The following is a 16,602-nucleotide window of genomic DNA, read 5'->3' on the forward strand; positions in this document are numbered from 1 at the left end:
CCTGACCTTATGAAAATACTTGTCATTAATCCGGGCTCCACTTCCACGAAGCTGGCAGTCTATGAGAATGAAAATCCCGTGTGGCGTGAAAGCATCGCACATCCGTCCAAGGAGCTGGCGGGCTTTCACCATATCAACGAGCAGTATGAATACCGCCGTGCACATGTGCACGATACGTTGGAGAAGGCCGGTATCCCATTGGTTTTTGATGCCGTGATTGCTCGTGGAGGCTTGTTGAAGCCCACTCCCGGAGGGGTGTATCAAATCAATGAACGTATCAAGCATGACTTGTGGCATGCCACTATGGAACATGCGTCGAACCTGGCGGCATGGATTGCCGACGAGATAGCGCATTGTGCGGGTTGCCCGTCATATCTGGCCGACCCGGTGGTAACGGACGAGTTGCGCGACTTGGCCCGTATTTCCGGTATTCCGGAGCTTCCCCGTATCTCCATTTTTCATGCCCTGAACAGTCGGGCGGTATCCCGGCGGTATGCGGCCCGTATCGGACGGAAGTATGAAGAACTGAACCTGATTGTAGCCCACTTGGGGGGAGGCATCTCGGTCAGTGCGCATCACTATGGGAAAGTGGTCGATGTGAACAATGCCTTGAATGGGGAAGGCCCTTTCAGTCCGGAACGGGCAGGAACATTGCCGGCCCGACAGTTGGTTGATTTGTGTTTCAGCGGGAAATATACCTATGCGGAAATCCGAAAGATGATTAACGGCCGGGGGGGACTGGTGGCACATCTGGGTACGACCGATGTGCAGAGTATTATCCGTTGGGCCCATGCCGGAGCCGAAAGGCACAAACTGGTGCTCGATGCCATGCTCTACACGGTGGCCAAGCAGGTAGGAGCCATGCATATTGCCCTGCACGGACAGACCGATGCTGTGATTTTGACAGGGGGTATCGCTTTCAATGACTATTGTATCCGCGGGTTGCGGGAGTGGCTGGAAGGGCTGGCTCCGATTGTGGTCATTCCCGGAGAAGATGAGATGGGAGCGTTGGCCATGAATGCCCTGGGTGTGCTGCGGGGAGAGTTGACTTTGCAGGAGTATGCACCGGAAGAAAACATAGAATAAAAAATCGGGACATCTTCGTCACGAAGATATCCCGACAAATCCTTATTTAAGGTTAAACGTCAGTGTGAATACTGACTCTTCAAGAGAGATTATTTAGAAAAGACTGTATCCCATCAACGGGATCAGTCTTTTGTGTTTAGTCTGCAATAAACTCATCATAGCCATAACCAAGAGCTCCAGCAGAAACTTGATAGGCTATAAGGATAAAGCAGTTGTGGTTGGCGTACATACCACTTTCATAACCATTGTCGGTTACAAATGCATCATTTCCTTGCCAGTAACCAATATCGCTGACTGAGATACTTCCGTAGCTTCCATAGGTGTACGAAGTCAGGGTGGAAGGTACACGGAAGAACTGGTATTCTCCTTGTGAATCCGTTGCAGTCTTATCAATCAGGTTAATCTTCATGCTGTATCCTTCTCCAAATACGTCTTTGAAGCGGTACAGAGTGGGATCCGTCGTACAAACTTGTAAGGTAGTTGATACAGAAGACTGCCCCAAGATGGTGGCTGCAGGAGTTCCGCTTGCACTGGTAGTCCCGAATACATAAGTACCTGTTGCTACATCTTCCCAGGCAAGTCCGGTAAACACTACTTCTTGTGAAGCCATGTTGCTTCCGTTTACGCCTACGATGGTGATGGTATATTCACCTTGCAGGTTGGTGAGAGTGATGTCTGCGTTAGATTCTCCAGAGATACCTTCTATTTTAGTTCCGTTTTCTACGACATAAGTCATATATCCGGTTTCTCCATTGGCTTCCACATGCGCTTTCTTGTCTGCGGTAGTTTCGGCCAGATAGTAAGCCTCACTCACCTGATTGTTGGCGGCAATACGGATTCTCACATCATTGTCAGGGTTGTATTCCGGTGCTTCGACTGTATATTCATATAGCGTAATGGCAGGTGCTCCGTCTGTACCTGGAGTAGTTCCTTCTTCTTCCTTACAGCTAGTCATTGCCACTATAGTAAGGAGCATCATTCCCAAAGCATTGATATATTTTTTCATGTTCCTATTCTTTATTTAATAAATCAACTTTTTTAATTAGCCCATATAAATTCGCTGGAGTCAGATGTAGGCATAATTGGGGTTGGGTTATTGGTGCACGCTGAATTGTAGTCTGTTTCTGTTCCTACGATACAGAAGTCCATCCAGTCAGGATGTACATTTCCTGAGTTTACATTGTAACCTCCATAGTTCCAGCGATAGCCTGTGGGATGATTTGTGTTGGCATAGCTACGGATAACCCCTTTATCAAAACGTTTGATGTCATAAGTTGCAAAACCTTCCCCCCAAAGCTCTACACGGCGTTGCCACCATACTTCATTTTGGAATCCAGTAGCGTGATTACTACCATAAGTATCATTGGTGTGTTTACCATATACATATTCCGGATCTCTGGTTTTTGCGAAGTTAGTTAACAAGGTGATACCGCGTGCTTCATTTTGCATACCTGCAGCTTCAGCTTCGATTAATATCATTTCTTCTACACGCATTAAAGGTACAGAGACTGTGAAAGCTGCATATTGATTTGCATGTTCTCCATTGGCTGGACGGAATTTCAATTCTAGTCCTCCTACCTTCTTGGAAGTAGTAGCTTCAGCTGTGGTTAGTAAGCCTTCTGGTACATCTGAATAAGCACTTAGTGCATTCAGGGCGTCAGCTTGTGCCATGTTGTCAATGGCAAAGTCTACATAGCATTTCTTGCGGAAGTCTGTGGCAGGAATGGTCTGGTAGAGATGATAATCGATGCGTTTAGGGCTACCATAGTTAGATGCATATCCACAATTTGATGCGCTGACTTCAATAATCATTTGTGACCCCCAGCTGCTGTCTCCATCATTTTGTAGGATACAGGGATCATCGTCTTTGAAACGAACAGCAAACATCCATGAATTGTTTCCATCTGGAGTGTTGAAACCGGTTGTACGTGAAGTGTATTGGCTTTCTGTTAATGCCGTATAGCCTTGTTGGGCAAGTTTTGCATATTTTTCAGCATTTGGCCAGTCTTCCATAACTAGATAGGCACGTGCTTTTAGTCCATATACAACTGAGAGGTTGGGTGTATAAATATCAGAGCGGTTGTAGTCTGCCAGATAAGTCTCAGCTTTGTCCAAATCTGAAAGGATTTGCGCCCACATTGCTTCATTGGTTGCACGAGGATTGGTTGCCAGCTCATTGACGGCAGTTGTTTCCAGTACCAAAGGAACTGTTTCAGCCTTTTTATCGAACGCATAGGATTTTTGAGCAAACATCTGTGCCAAATCCATATAGAACATGGCTCTCATGGCATAAGCAATACCTGCACCTGAAGCATGCTCTGGTGATGGTTCTGCTCCTGCTAAAGTCAATACATCATTACAGCTTTTAATCCATCCATAAAAATAGGTCCAGGGATATTGGCATACAGCATAGAGTGGACCTAGACCGGTTCCACAAGTATACCATGTTGTATACCACTCATTACCTGTATCTTCTAATGCGATATCTTGTCCCATGACGTCACGCATCAGGAAGAATGAGGTATAACCGTAATCGTATGGCGACATATCGGATGCTTTGTAGACAAATTTTCCAGCCATTGTGTTGGTAATGGCGTCTACAAAGTTTTGGAAGGCTCCGGTGGCGTTAGCTGCTTGATCCACTGTTACATAGTTGCTTTGTGGCTCAATTTCTTTGATACAGCCTGTAAGCGATGTCATACCCAAGGCTGCCAGAGAAGCAAATAAAAATATTTTTTTCATCTTGTAGTTTCTTTTCATTGGTTAAAAATGGATTAGAATGTCAACTGGATTCCGCCTGTAACAGTACGTACGGGTGAATAGACATTGACTTGAGTGTTTTCGTTGAATGAATAACGAGGATCAAGTCCTTGACGTGCAGACCAGAAGCACAGGTTTTCTCCGCTGGCATAGATACGCAGCTTGTCGATGCCCAGGTTGCTCAGCCATTTCTTGGGTAAGGTATAACCTACAGTGAATGACTGGAAGTTCAGATAGCTTGCATCTGTCATGAAGCGGTTTGAACGGGCAGCTGTGTACTGGTCCATATATTGCATACGCGGAATATCGCTCGATGTGTTGTTCGGAGTCCAAGCCTTGAGGGCATCTACGTGGAGGGCAGAACCTGTGGCTGAACCAGTCAGGTTGGTCATCAATGACATGTAACGTGCATCGTACACTTGACCGCCAATCTGATAATCGAAAGTCATGGACAAGTCGAAGCCGTAGGCACTAAGAGTGGTTCCGAAACCACCATAAGCTTTCGGCAAGCTACTGCCTTGTTCGTAACGGGAAGCAGAGTTCGGGTCAGTGGTTGTGTAAGAATGATTGGTGGCCGGACGGTTTGTGGCGCTGGCACCAGTAGATGGGTCTACCATGTCGGCATCTACCCAATAGAGGGCCTGTCCTTGTTCGTCCATACCTGCATATTCAGGCAACATGTAGTTGTAGATGGAACCACCTACCTTATACCATTTCCAGTCGGCGCTGTAACCACCCAGCAAACCTACTTTTGAGGCCGGCAATGAAAGGATTTCGTCTTTGTTGTGGGCGATGTTGAACTGTACACTCCAATCTATATTGCGTGTACGGATGATGCTACCTTGCAAGGTCACTTCCACACCTCGGTTGCGGATATCACCGATGTTGTCGTAGTAACCACGTGTACCGGCTGATTCCGGAATGTTCAACCAGAACAGCAGGTCGGTTGTTTTCTTGTTATAGAAATCGATGCTACCGGAAAGTCTCCGATTGAACAAGCTGAATTCTACACCGACGTTCAAGTTGTTGGTGGTTTCCCAGCTGATTTCCGGATTACCCATCATACGGAAAGCGGCAGACATGCTGGAAGGAGTAGAGGCAGACAGTGAATAAGTGTTTACGTATGCGAAATCACCTACGTTATCGTTACCTTGCTGTCCGATAGATAATTTCAGTTTCAATTCATCTACCCATGATGCGTTGAAGAACTCTTCTTTGTTGATCAACCATGCGGCACCGGCTGACCAGAAGTTACCCCAACGGTTTTCCTTGGCAAAACGTGAAGAAGCATCACGACGGTAAGAACCAGAGAGGAAGTATTTGTCATCGTAGTTGTACTGGAGACTACCGAAATAACCTTCCACATTGTATTCGCTGGTGTAAGAGTTTGAACTTACCTTGCTGGCTGAGGCGTTGATTTCCGGAATGTACTGGGAGAACAATCCCTGACCGTAAGCATAAAGGTAAGTGGTCTTGGTGTCATAATATTCATGACCCAACATGACATTGATGTTGTGTTTGTCGAACTGGTCGAAGTAAGTCAATGTCTGTACATGGTTCTGACGCAAGTTGTCTGTTTGTGATTTGTCAATCTGACCTCCGGCAGAAACTTTCGGTCCGTACAGTGCAGTCTGCATCAGAGAATAGTTGGTGTGTCCCCAGATCAGAGAGCTGGTGGCATTGAATTTCAAGAAATCAGTGAAATTGATGTCCAATGAGAAGTTACCGTTGAACTGCTGTCCCTTGCTCTCATCCGTGTTGTAACGGTTGGTACCCAGCGGGTTGTTGGTGCCGGAGAACGGACGGGTCAGTCCCGGATAGTTGCTGGCGGCTACACCATAATCGTATTGCGGGTTTCCGAATTCATCACGACGGATGGTCGGGTTGCCGTTGGCATCCAATACGCGTACGTAAATCGGATAAATCGGTGCAATAGAAGAGGTATAATACATCAGGTTGGATGAATTAAGAGTAGTGTTCATGTTGGCATTGGATTCTGTAGTAGAATTCACATAGCCTACATTGGCACCCAGTTTCAACCATTTGGTAGGTTGATAATCTGCTTTTACACGTGCTGTAAAACGTTTGAAGCCAGAGTATTCAATGATACCGTTATCATCCAGGTAACCCATGCTGGCATAGAATGAACCTTTATCGTTGGCTCCGTTGATGTTGATGGTATATTCCTGGCGAAGTGAATTGCTGTATGCTGCATCCGTCCAGTTATCCGGATACAAGTAGTAAGTTTCCCCGTTTGCTTCATAAGCCCGTCCCAGAGTGGCATTCGGATTTAATTTTCCATTCAGACCGATAAGCTGTTCTCCATTCGGTACGGTGTATACGTTATACGCCAACTGGTTCAACATGGTCGTGTTGGCATTGACATTGGCAGTGGCTGCGTTCTGTCCTTGGCCGTAGAAATAGTAGTTATAGTACTGGCTGTACATGGCTTCATAGTACTGTCCCGGGTCATTGATGGTTTCATAATCCTGTATGGCACGGCTGTTGGCACCCCATTTCATATCCACGTTGATCTGCGGCTTTTTGTTCTTTCCGGTTTTGGTGGTAATCAAGATGACACCTGATGCACCACGTGCACCATACAGAGCGGCAGAAGCGGCATCCTTCAATACGGTAACTGATTCGATATCACTCTGTGGAATGTTGCTCAAAGAAGCCGAATAAGGAGCTCCATCTACGATAACCAAAGGTTCTGTACTTAATGAAAGAGAAGAAATACCACGAATGTTGATGCTTCCGCTGCTAGCACCTGGAGCACCTGATCCGCCACGCATCTGTAAACCTGGAGTTGTTCCAACCAGTGCATTGGCCACATTGGTAGTAATGTGTTTTGCTAGATCTTCACTATCTAGAACTGCCGCAGAACCTGTAAAAGAACTTTTTTTCTGTGTACCGAATGCTACCACCATAACCTCGTCTAGCATTTCTGTGTCGGATTGTAGGGTTACCCGGATTAATCCTGATTGTATACGGACTTCAGCAGGGCGCATACCTACATAGGAAATCTTTAGACGTTTGGCGGATGCCGGGACATTTGAAATGGTAAATTTACCGTTAAGGTCGGTCATTGTACCAGTTTGTGTTCCAACTACCAGTACTGACGCTCCGATTACGGGTTCGCCATCTTCTTCGGAAATTACAATTCCCGATACGGTGGAATGCTGTGCCCACATCATTCCAATGCTCAAGAATAAGCATGTAAGAAAGAAGAGTGTTCGTTTTTTCATAAATTCTCTCTTTTAAAATTAATGTAACAATATGATACTGTTTTTAACAACAACAATTCAATCGCAAATATAAGTAATAAATTTATTTATTTGGTATAAATCTGTTTTTTTTTGAAAATAAATACGCATGTCTGTGAAAATATGGTGAATTTTATTCTTTCTGTTATCCTGTTTTAACTAAGTGATGGTATGTTTTACGAATTACTATTTATTTGCTTACTATATGCTATTATACGTCTCCTGATGTGGTGTAGTGACAGAATGTGAAATATAAAATGAAAGAGAAAACAGGAAATTTTATTCTGTTAGAATTGAAGTGTAGATAAAATGAAATTATTATTATTTCTCACCGATTGTTGGTGATATGTTTTTGGGGGTGCGTTGAAAACTTTAAACTGCAAGTAAAGGATAGATAGGCTTGTTTTCGGAGAAAAGTAAAATTGTTTTTAACGGTTATGTTTTAAGTTAAGGTGTATTCCGTAAAGAAAATGGAGAAGGAAAATGCGGAATGAGAGCGGTAAATTTGTTAAAAGTTGTATTATAATGAGGAGGGGTGCAGAACTTATTTTAGAAAACTACGGGTGCTTTTTCGGAAATCTTGACTTCTTTTCTACGTTTCCCTGCCCAAAAACGTACGTTTCTCGTGGCGGAAACGTATGTTTCTCTATAGGAAAACGTACGTTTCGCATGAGGGAAACGTAAAAAACGTACGGCGTTTGAAGAAACTTTATCCTTGCGTTTGCACTTTGTGACTTGGATTTGCAATAAAATGGATGTTGCGATTTTGAGACGATAAAATAAAAAAGGGACCCTCGTTTGAGGTATCCCTTTTCCCTATTCAAGTATGTATGATTTTATTGTTCGTATTCCTTTTTCCGTTTCGGATTCATTGGAAACCAGCCTTTCAGCACGCGTTCGCGCTGTTCAAAGATTTCCTTGATGGTCCAGAAGGAGGAGAACGAAAAGACTCCCAACAGGGAAGACACGAAAATCTGGCTCACCAGAATAGAACCGATGAGGCCCGCGATACCCAGCACCAGAAAAAACCACCAGCATCGTGTTCCCCAGTAATATTCCGCTTTGACCACTACCGGATGAAACAGTCCGATAATCAAAAACGTGCAGACTCCGATGAGTATGCCTTCCCAGTGAAGACCGTCCAGTCCCTCCATCAATCTTCAATTTCTTTACGGATAGGAATTTCTTTCTTGATGCTCTGTTCCAGTGAAATCAGTGTCTCCGTAGCGGTGACTCCCGGAATTTCCTGAATCTTGGAGTTCAGCAAATCCATCAAGTGCTCATTATCTGTAGAATACAGTTTGGTCAGCATGGTATAAGGACCGGTAGTGAAATGGCATTCCACTATTTCGGGAATTTTTTTCAGTTCTGCCACTACGCTTTTATACATGGAACCTTTTTCCAGCTTGATTCCCACATAGGTACAAGTGCTGTAACCCAGGCTCTTCGGATTTACATGGTAGCCTGACCCAATGATTACGCCAAGGTCAATCAGGCGCTGCACACGCTGATGAATGGCTGCACGTGACACACCGCATTCTGCAGCTACATCTTTAAACGGGATTCTGGCATTCTGCGAAATGATTTCCAGAATCTGTTTGTCAAGTTTATCAATTTTTTCCATACTCTAAATGGTTCTTGTTTTATCATATTGTAAGCAAATGTAGAAAAACTTTTTTATCTATACGCTATTTTGAACGAAAAAACGTGATTATTTTAGGGGAAATAACAAATTCTCGGTGAATAATGTAAGCAATATGCCCTATTTGCTTATCTTTGTGAAGCTTATTATTTATTAAATTGAAAAACTATGCATCCATTGGAATTGTTTAAGTTTTGTCCGGTGTGCGGTTCTCCTCATTTTGAGGTGCACAATGAAAAGTCCAAGAAATGTGCGGACTGTGGCTTTGTGTATTATTTTAATTCGAGTGCGGCTACGGTGGCCTTTATTCTGAACGGAAAAGGTGAACTGCTGGTTTGCCGTCGTGGAAAAGAACCGGCCAAGGGTACGCTGGATTTGTCGGGTGGCTTTATCGATATGTATGAAACCGGCGAAGAAGGAGTAGCCCGTGAGGTGAAGGAAGAAACGGGACTGGTGGTGACAGAAGCGAAATATCTGTTTTCTTTACCGAATACGTACCTGTACTCAGGCTTCCTGGTACATACGCTCGACCAGTTCTTCTTGTGTAAGGTGGCCGACGACCATCTGGTCAAGGCAATGGATGATGTGGCCGATGCGTGGTGGATGCCGTTGGAGGAAATTCACCCGGAGGACTTCGGATTGGAGTCGGTGCGTAAAGGAGTGGCACGCTTTCTGGAAGCACATCGGAACATAAAATAAGGAATTATGGGTAAGTATAAGAAATATATCTGGACGGCAGGCCTTTGTTGCGCCTTGCCGCTGGCTGTGTCGGGACAGCAGGTAGAACCGCTGACCGGGGCCGACCGTTTGTTCAACGAGGGAAGGGAGCTGTTTCTCCGTCAGGATTACGCCGCTGCCCGACAGACCCTTGTCCGTTATACCCGTCAGGCGGGGGAAAAGGCCTGGGCCGATGAGGTGGATTACATGCTGGCTTGTACGGCGTATGAACTGCGTCTGCCGGGGTGCCGGGAGGTCTTGTTTGATTATTTGGAAGCGCATCCGGAATCGCGTTACCGCAACCGGGTGCAGGCGCTGATTGCTGCCAGTTATTTTTCGGAAGACAAGTACCTGGAAACCATCGCCACGCTGAAGGGATGCGATATTTCCCTCTTGTCGGATGAAGAACGCGATGCCAGTGCCCTGCGCATGGGTACGTCGTATCTGAAGATGGACAAGTGGCAGGATGCCGCCTTCTGGTTTTCGGTGCTGAAGGATTCAAGCAAGGAGTATCGCAACGATGCGGTGTACAACCTGGCGTACATTGATTATGTACAGCAAAAGTACGATTCGGCCTTGCAGGGATTCCGTGAGGTACAGGACGACCGGAAGTTCCAGAAACTGGCACCTTATTATATTGCGGATATTTACTTGATTCAGAATAATTATGCCCAGGCTCGCAAGGTGGCAGATGCCTATTTGGCCTTGTATCCGAATGAACTGAATGCAGGACAGATGAACCGTATTTCCGGAGAGGCTGCGTACGGGCAGAAAGAATATGCGGCAGCCATTCAGTCGCTGGAGCGTTATCGTGCGGCCGAAGAGTTGCCGTCGCGGCTGGCCATGTACAAGCTGGGTATGAGCTATTTCAATACGGGAGTCTATTCCAAGGCGTTGTCTCGCTTGGGAGAGGCTACGGGGGCTCCGGATGCCTTGGCGCAGAATGCCTACCTGCACATGGGGTTGGCTGCTTTGCAGTTGAAGGAGCGTAACCAGGCGCGTATGGCCTTTGAACAGGCGTCGCGTATGGACTTTGACCGCAGCATTCAGGAACAGGCGTTGTTCAACTATGCACTGTGCATTCACGAAACGTCGTATTCTCCGTTTGCCGAATCAGTGACGGTCTTTGAACGTTTCCTGAACGAATACCCGTCGTCGGTCTATGCCGAAAAGGTAAACGACTACCTGGTAGAGGTGTACATGAATACCCGCAGCTATGAGGTGGCTTTGCAGTCCATCGACAAGATTACCCATCCGAGTGCCCGTATCCTGGAGGCCAAGCAGAAACTGTTGTTCCGCATGGGTACGCAGCTGTTTGCACAGGCGGATTATACGGGAGCGCTGGATTATTTTACCCGTTCCTTGCAGCTGGGACAGTACAACCAGAAGACCAAGGCGGATGCGTACTATTGGCGCGGTGAATCGAAGTACCGGCTGGCACGTTATCCGGAGGCTGCCAACGACCTGCGGCTTTACTTGGAGTTTGCCACCGACAAGAGTTCACAGGAATACGGACTGGCACTTTACTGTTTAGGATACAGTTTGTTCAAGCAGAAACAATATAACTCTGCACGCGACTGGTTTGTCCGTTGCGTACAGAACGGACGGGCACAGGAACCTTCGGTGACGGGCGATGCCTACAACCGTATCGGCGACTGCTATTTCTACGAACGCCGCTTTGAAGAGGCTCGTCAGCAATATGCACAGGCAGTGGCTATCGCTCCTTCGCTGGGCGACTATTCCTTGTTCCAGGAAGGTATCGTGAAGGGGTTGCAGCGGGATTACGCCGGAAAGATTCAGGTGCTCAACAAACTGATTACGGATTATCCTTCGTCGGCATATCTGGACGATGCCTTGTATGAACAGGGACGTGCGTTCGTGCAGATGGAGGACAGCGAGAATGCCATCAAGCGGTATTCATTGCTGGTGCAGCGCTATCCGGAAAGTGAACTGTCCCGTCGGGCCGCCAACGAAATCGGTCTGCTGTATTATCAGAACGACCGCTACGAAGAGGCGATTGCCGCCTACAAGAAGGTGATTACGAATTACCCGGGCAGTTCAGAAGCGCGGTTGGCACAGCGCGACTTGAAATCGATTTATGTAGACTTGAACAAGGTGGACGATTACATGGCGTTTGCTTCTACCATCCCCGGTGGGGCCAAGTTCGATGTGAGCGAACGGGATTCGCTGACCTATACGGCGGCTGAACGGGCCTATATGCGCGGTGATATTGCCGGAGCCAAGACCAGCCTGACACGTTACTTGCAGTCGTTCCCACAGGGAGCTTTCAGTGTGGATGCCGCGTATTATCTGGGCTTGATTGACTACAATCAGAAAGATTATGCGTCGGCTGCTTCTCGCTTGGAAGAGGTACTCCGCTATTCGGGCAGCAAGTACGAAGGAGAGGCACTGGCACTTTGTGCCGAGATGGCTTACAACCAGAAAGAATATGCCAAGGCGCTGAACCTGTACAAGCGTCTGGCCGATCGTTCTTCGGTACAGGAAGATCGCTTGCAGGCAGAACTGGGGGCTTTGCGAAGTGCCCATGCGCTGGGTGACCGGGCTGAGATTGTGACCACGGCTTCGGCCTTGCTCAAGCAGACCAAGCTGACGCCGGAGGTGCGGAACGAAGCGTTGTATTTCCGGGCTAAGGCTTTGCAGGCAGAAGGACAGAAACAGCAAGCGCTGGCCGATTTCATGGAACTGGCCAAGGATACCCGTACCGTGTATGGGGCAGAGGCCAAGTATCTGGTGGCACAGATTTATTTCGACGAGGGAGAAACGGCCAAGGCCGAGAAGGAAGTGCTCGACTACATCGAGGTCAGTACCCCGCACGCCTACTGGCTGGCGAGAAGTTTTGTCCTCCTGTCGGATGTGTACGTGAAACTGGGCCGCAAGATGGAGGCCAAGCAGTATCTGCTGTCCTTGCAACAGAATTATCAGGCGGACGATGACATTGCCGGAATGATTGAAAGCCGTTTGGCCAAACTTAAAAGTGTAAAGTAAGATGAAATACATAAGTACGATATTGATTTGCGCCGGTTTGTGGCCTGTATCCACAATCTGCGCGCAGAAGGGAGCGGAAAAAGATTCCACCTTGAATCGGACGGTGGTGGTGGAGAATCAGTACAATCCTGAAGTGATGGATGCGTTCAAGGTGAACGTCATGCCCGAAGTGGAGGAGCCTGCTGCTCCGAAACAGGCCATCCAGTATGCCACAGACCGGCATCCGTTAGGAGCCTGGAAGGTAACGCCGATGGAGGCTATGTCGAGAGAATGGGCACAGAAGGGAGCCGACCGCGGTTATGTCCGTCTGGCGTATGGTAACCTGAATAATGTGGATTTGAAGGGAAGCTATCTGTGGGATATATCTTCCAAGGACCAATTGGGAGTGATGGCTTCTTTGTATGGACGGAACGGAGAGATTCCGCATTTCCTGAGCCCAGATGACTGGAAATCCCGTTTCTACCGGACGGATGTGTCATTGGATTACCGGCACGACTTCCGGAGTGTGGCCTTGAAGTTAGGAGGTGCTTTTGCTTCGCAGGTATTTAACTACATGCCTTCTTTGCAGGAAGACGAACGGATAGAGTATTTCCCTACTACGCAGCGTTATACGCTCGGAGAAGGTTATGTGGGAGTAGTATCCCGCGACAAGGACCTGCCCATTCAGTTTGGTTTGCAGACGGGCTTGCGGAGTTTCAGTACCCGTTACGATACCTATTACATGCGGCACGGTTCGGAAAACATCGTGCATACCGAGGGATTCATGGCTGGCAACATCAACGACGAGCAACAAGTAGGTGTGGGATTGGAGATGGACAACCTGATTCATGACGTATCGCAGCAGGACTATACCTTGGTGCAGTTGAATCCGTATTATACCCTTCAGAATGAAGTCTTTAGGTTACGTCTGGGCGCGCATGTGGATGTGCAGACGGCTAATGGTGGAGGAGTGAAAGCGGCTCCCGATGTAAAGCTGGAGTATACCTTCGCCGATTCGTATGTGGTGTATGTGAACCTGCTGGGAGGCAGTCGCCTGAATGACTTCCGTCGGTTGAATGATTTTTCACCTTACTGGGTGGTGGCACAGCAGATGAAAACTTCCTATACACCGTTAGATGCCAAACTGGGGCTGAAAGCTTCTCCGGTGACAGGCTTGGGATTCGAACTTTATGGAGGCTATCGCATCACCAAGAATGAACTGTTTGCTGTGCCGGGTGGATTTGCAACGGACAAGCAGAATGTGTTCTATACCGGTATCTGGCAGGATAAAGGAAAAGTGGGTTACGGCGGTGCTTCCGTAAGCTATGCCTACCGTGACTGGGTGGATTTCTCATTGAGTGGCGCTTATTACAACTGGACTGTGACAGAAGGCAATGAAGGCTTGTTACAGCTCAAACCTCAGGCGAAGGTAGATTTCGGTATCCGCGCGAAAGTAGTCAAGGACTGTCATGCCCTGCTGAGTTATAATTATGAACGCCGTCAGAAGATGGGTGAACTGGGGCGTGCCAACGATGTGAATAACTTGTCGGTAGGAGCGGAATATGAATTGTTGAATCGTTTCAACGTGTTTGCCCGCCTGAACAACCTGCTTAACAAGACGTATGCCACAGAAGCAGGTTATCCGGTGGAAGGCTTGCATTTCATGGCGGGTATCAGCTGCCGTTTCTAAGTTTATTCTGCGTGGCGGCAGTGCTGTACCAGTGCGCCGTCACGGAAGAAGAAACGGTTTTCCGAGCTGTAGGGAAGGGTAGGAGCCGGGATTCCGTCGTGCAAGGATACTTGCGCATGTTCGATGAAGGCTTCATCCCATAGTCCTTGTTCCAGGAAGGACTGAAGCGTCTGGCTTCCTCCTTCTACTAATAATGTCTGAATTTTCCGTTCATAGAGTACCTGCATGATTTGCGGGAGGATATTCTGGCCGAAATCCAGTGTCACGTACGTGAGGTTCTGGGTATCGGCCTTTTCTTTTTCTGTAAAGACGAGGGTAGGAGTGCTGCCGTCGAACAGGTGCAGATGAGGCGGCAAGGTCAGCTGTCGGTCGATAACCAGTCGGAGCGGGTTTTGTCCGTACCATTCGCGTACCGTCAGCGACGGATTGTCGAGCAGGGCGGTACGTCGTCCCACCAGGATGGCCTTCTGTTCCGCCCGCATCTTGTGCACGGCCAAGATAGACAACGGGGTAGAAAGGCGTACGGGAGCTCCTTCGTCGCGTCGGATGTCGATGAAGCCGTCGGCCGACTGGGCCCATTTCAAAGTGATGTAAGGACGTTTCTTCACGTTGAATGTGATAAAGGCGCGAATCAGTTCCCGGCACTCTTTTTCCAATACGCCCACCGTGACTTCGATGCCGGCATCCCGCAGCTTCTGGATACCTCTTCCGGCCACCAAAGAGAACGGGTCGACACAACCCACTACCACCCTGGGGATGCCTTTCCGGATAATGAGGTCGGCGCAGGGAGGAGTCTTCCCATAGTGGGAACACGGTTCCAGACTGACATAAATGGTAGCCTCTTTGAGCAGGCTTTCATCCTTCACCGAAGCAATGGCATTCACTTCGGCATGTCCGTGGCCGCAGCACACATGGTAACCTTCACCGATGATTTTTCCGTCACGTACAATCACCGCTCCCACCATCGGGTTGGGGGCTGTGTGGCAAATGCCGTTTCTGGCCAGCTGTATGCAGCGCCGCATATATTTTTCATCTATCGTCATAATCTTCGTTTTTTATCGTTACTTTTGCAATCATGCATCCGGTTTATCTACATATCAAAAAAGAATTGAGTCCCTTTTACGGAGAAGGGGAGGCATCGGCCATGGCGAAATGGATTTCGTCGGACATCCTGCATCTTTCCACAATGGAACTTTATACAGGCAAAGATATGAATTTTTCCACGAAAGCGTGGAAGGAGGTGGAGGATATTCTTGGCCGCCTGAAACAACGGGAACCTCTGCAGTATATTCTACAGGAAGCACCTTTCTGCGGATTGTCTTTTCACGTGGAAAAAGGCGTGCTCATTCCGCGTCCTGAGACCGAGGAACTGGTGGAATGGATGGTGTCTGATTATCAGAAAGCCGGAAAGGTACGTATCCTCGACATCGGAACGGGAAGTGGCTGCATTCCGGTGACACTGGCAGAAAGGCTGCCGGAGGCGGAGGTGGCTTCGTGTGACGTGTCGGCTGAGGCCCTGAAGGTGGCAACCGTCAATGTAAAGCGGTACGGCGACAAAGTGACCTTGTTTCAGGCCGACATCCTGCAAGATGAATTGCCCGATTGCCAAGTAGACGTGTTGGTGAGCAATCCGCCTTATATTACCGACAGCGAGCGGAAGGACATGGAGGCGAATGTGCTCGACTGGGAACCGGTGTTGGCCTTGTTTGTTCCGGATACAGACCCGTTGCGCTTTTACCGGCGGATTGCCCGGAAAGGACTCGACTGGCTGACGGAAGGCGGGGCCTTGTATTTTGAAATCAACCGGGCTTACGGGGCGGAAACCGTGCGGATGCTGGAAGCGTGTGGGTATCGCGACATTGTGTTGCGGAAAGATTTGTCGGGAAACGACCGGATGATAAAAGCGGTGAGACCATGAGAGAATTAAGTGAAGCAGAGATAAAAAGCAAGGCTGAGGCCTATTGTTCGGCAGTGGAACGCTGCCCGTCGGAAGTGGAAGAAAAAATCCGTAAATGGGGGGCTTCGGAGGAAGTTACGGCCCAGATAATGGCCCATCTGCATCGGGAACGTTACCTGGATGCGGCTCGTTTCTGCCGTTTCTATGTGCGCGACAAGTATCGTTTCAATCAGTGGGGGCGTATGAAGATTGCCCAAATGCTCCGCATGAAAGGGTTGTCGGACGGAGACATACAGGCCGGACTGGAAGAGATTGATACCGAAGAGTACAACGGCATTCTGAAAAAGCTCTTGAAGCAGAAGATGAAAAGCATCAAGGCTGCCAACGACTATGAGCGGAGCATGAAGTTGATTCGTTTTGCCATGGGGCGGGGCTTTACGCTGGAAGAGATACGCCGTTACGTCAACCAACTGGACCCGGATGAGGATTTTGACTGACATACGCGATTTCTTCTTTCCCAGGTTGTGCATGGCCTGTGGAAAAAAGTTGCTGGTTTCGG

At 48.0% G+C, this 16,602-nt stretch carries 12 protein-coding genes; 6 read left to right on the top strand and 6 right to left on the bottom strand.

Annotated features, from left to right (window positions below):
* Nucleotides 1–9: 9 nt before the first annotated feature.
* Nucleotides 10–1,086 (top strand): butyrate kinase, encoded by a 1,077-nt coding sequence (gene buk / locus H6A28_RS10820; protein WP_204480248.1) that lies wholly within the window; start codon nt 10–12, stop codon nt 1,084–1,086.
* A 136-nt stretch (nt 1,087–1,222) separates the two neighbouring features.
* Here buk and H6A28_RS10825 read toward each other — a convergent pair whose 3' ends face one another.
* The 5 genes from H6A28_RS10825 to H6A28_RS10845 form a co-directional block, all read right to left on the bottom strand.
* Complete coding sequence (locus H6A28_RS10825) at nt 1,223–2,092, bottom strand: hypothetical protein (RefSeq protein WP_204480250.1); 870 nt, start codon at nt 2,090–2,092, stop codon at nt 1,223–1,225.
* Nucleotides 2,093–2,124: 32 nt separating this feature from the next.
* Nucleotides 2,125–3,828, bottom strand: coding sequence for a RagB/SusD family nutrient uptake outer membrane protein (locus tag H6A28_RS10830; RefSeq protein ID WP_204480258.1), 1,704 nt, complete (start codon nt 3,826–3,828; stop codon nt 2,125–2,127).
* Between the two features lie 32 nt (nt 3,829–3,860).
* Complete coding sequence (locus H6A28_RS10835) at nt 3,861–7,094, bottom strand: SusC/RagA family TonB-linked outer membrane protein (protein ID WP_204480260.1); 3,234 nt, start codon at nt 7,092–7,094, stop codon at nt 3,861–3,863.
* Between the two features lie 854 nt (nt 7,095–7,948).
* Entirely contained in the window at nt 7,949–8,266 is a 318-nt protein-coding gene (locus H6A28_RS10840; RefSeq protein WP_204432821.1) for a DUF4491 family protein, read from the bottom strand.
* Nucleotides 8,266–8,736, bottom strand: a complete 471-nt coding sequence (locus tag H6A28_RS10845; RefSeq protein ID WP_148330419.1) for an Lrp/AsnC family transcriptional regulator — start codon at nt 8,734–8,736, stop codon at nt 8,266–8,268. The genes H6A28_RS10840 and H6A28_RS10845 overlap by 1 nt, the downstream gene beginning before the upstream one ends.
* Before the next feature lie 186 nt (nt 8,737–8,922).
* Between H6A28_RS10845 and H6A28_RS10850 the strand changes: the two genes are divergently transcribed.
* The 3 genes from H6A28_RS10850 to H6A28_RS10860 are packed head-to-tail and all read left to right on the top strand — an operon-like array spanning nt 8,923 to nt 14,146.
* Complete coding sequence (locus tag H6A28_RS10850) at nt 8,923–9,453, top strand: NUDIX domain-containing protein (RefSeq protein ID WP_204476185.1); 531 nt, start codon at nt 8,923–8,925, stop codon at nt 9,451–9,453.
* A gap of 6 nt (nt 9,454–9,459) precedes the next feature.
* Nucleotides 9,460–12,477 carry a tetratricopeptide repeat protein gene (locus tag H6A28_RS10855; RefSeq protein WP_204476184.1) on the top strand — a complete coding sequence of 1,006 codons (3,018 nt, stop codon included), beginning with the start codon at nt 9,460–9,462 and terminating at the stop codon, nt 12,475–12,477.
* A gap of 1 nt (nt 12,478) precedes the next feature.
* Nucleotides 12,479–14,146, top strand: a complete 1,668-nt coding sequence (locus H6A28_RS10860) for a TonB-dependent receptor (RefSeq protein WP_204480261.1) — start codon at nt 12,479–12,481, stop codon at nt 14,144–14,146.
* A 2-nt stretch (nt 14,147–14,148) separates the two neighbouring features.
* Here the strand turns inward: H6A28_RS10860 and ribD are convergent, their stop codons facing one another.
* A complete protein-coding gene (gene ribD, locus H6A28_RS10865; protein ID WP_204480263.1) occupies nt 14,149–15,189 on the bottom strand; it encodes a bifunctional diaminohydroxyphosphoribosylaminopyrimidine deaminase/5-amino-6-(5-phosphoribosylamino)uracil reductase RibD in 1,041 nt (346 codons plus the stop codon).
* Between the two features lie 32 nt (nt 15,190–15,221).
* Between ribD and prmC the strand changes: the two genes are divergently transcribed.
* Together prmC and H6A28_RS10875 are read left to right on the top strand one after the other, a co-directional pair.
* Entirely contained in the window at nt 15,222–16,064 is an 843-nt protein-coding gene (prmC, locus tag H6A28_RS10870; RefSeq protein ID WP_204480269.1) for a peptide chain release factor N(5)-glutamine methyltransferase, read from the top strand.
* Nucleotides 16,061–16,540 carry a regulatory protein RecX gene (locus H6A28_RS10875; protein WP_204480271.1) on the top strand — a complete coding sequence of 160 codons (480 nt, stop codon included), beginning with the start codon at nt 16,061–16,063 and terminating at the stop codon, nt 16,538–16,540. The genes prmC and H6A28_RS10875 overlap by 4 nt, the downstream gene beginning before the upstream one ends.
* The last annotated feature ends 62 nt before the right edge of the window (nt 16,541–16,602 follow it).

The sequence above is a fragment of the Bacteroides mediterraneensis genome (assembly GCF_016900355.1).
Taxonomy (GTDB): Bacteria; Bacteroidota; Bacteroidia; order Bacteroidales; family Bacteroidaceae; genus Phocaeicola.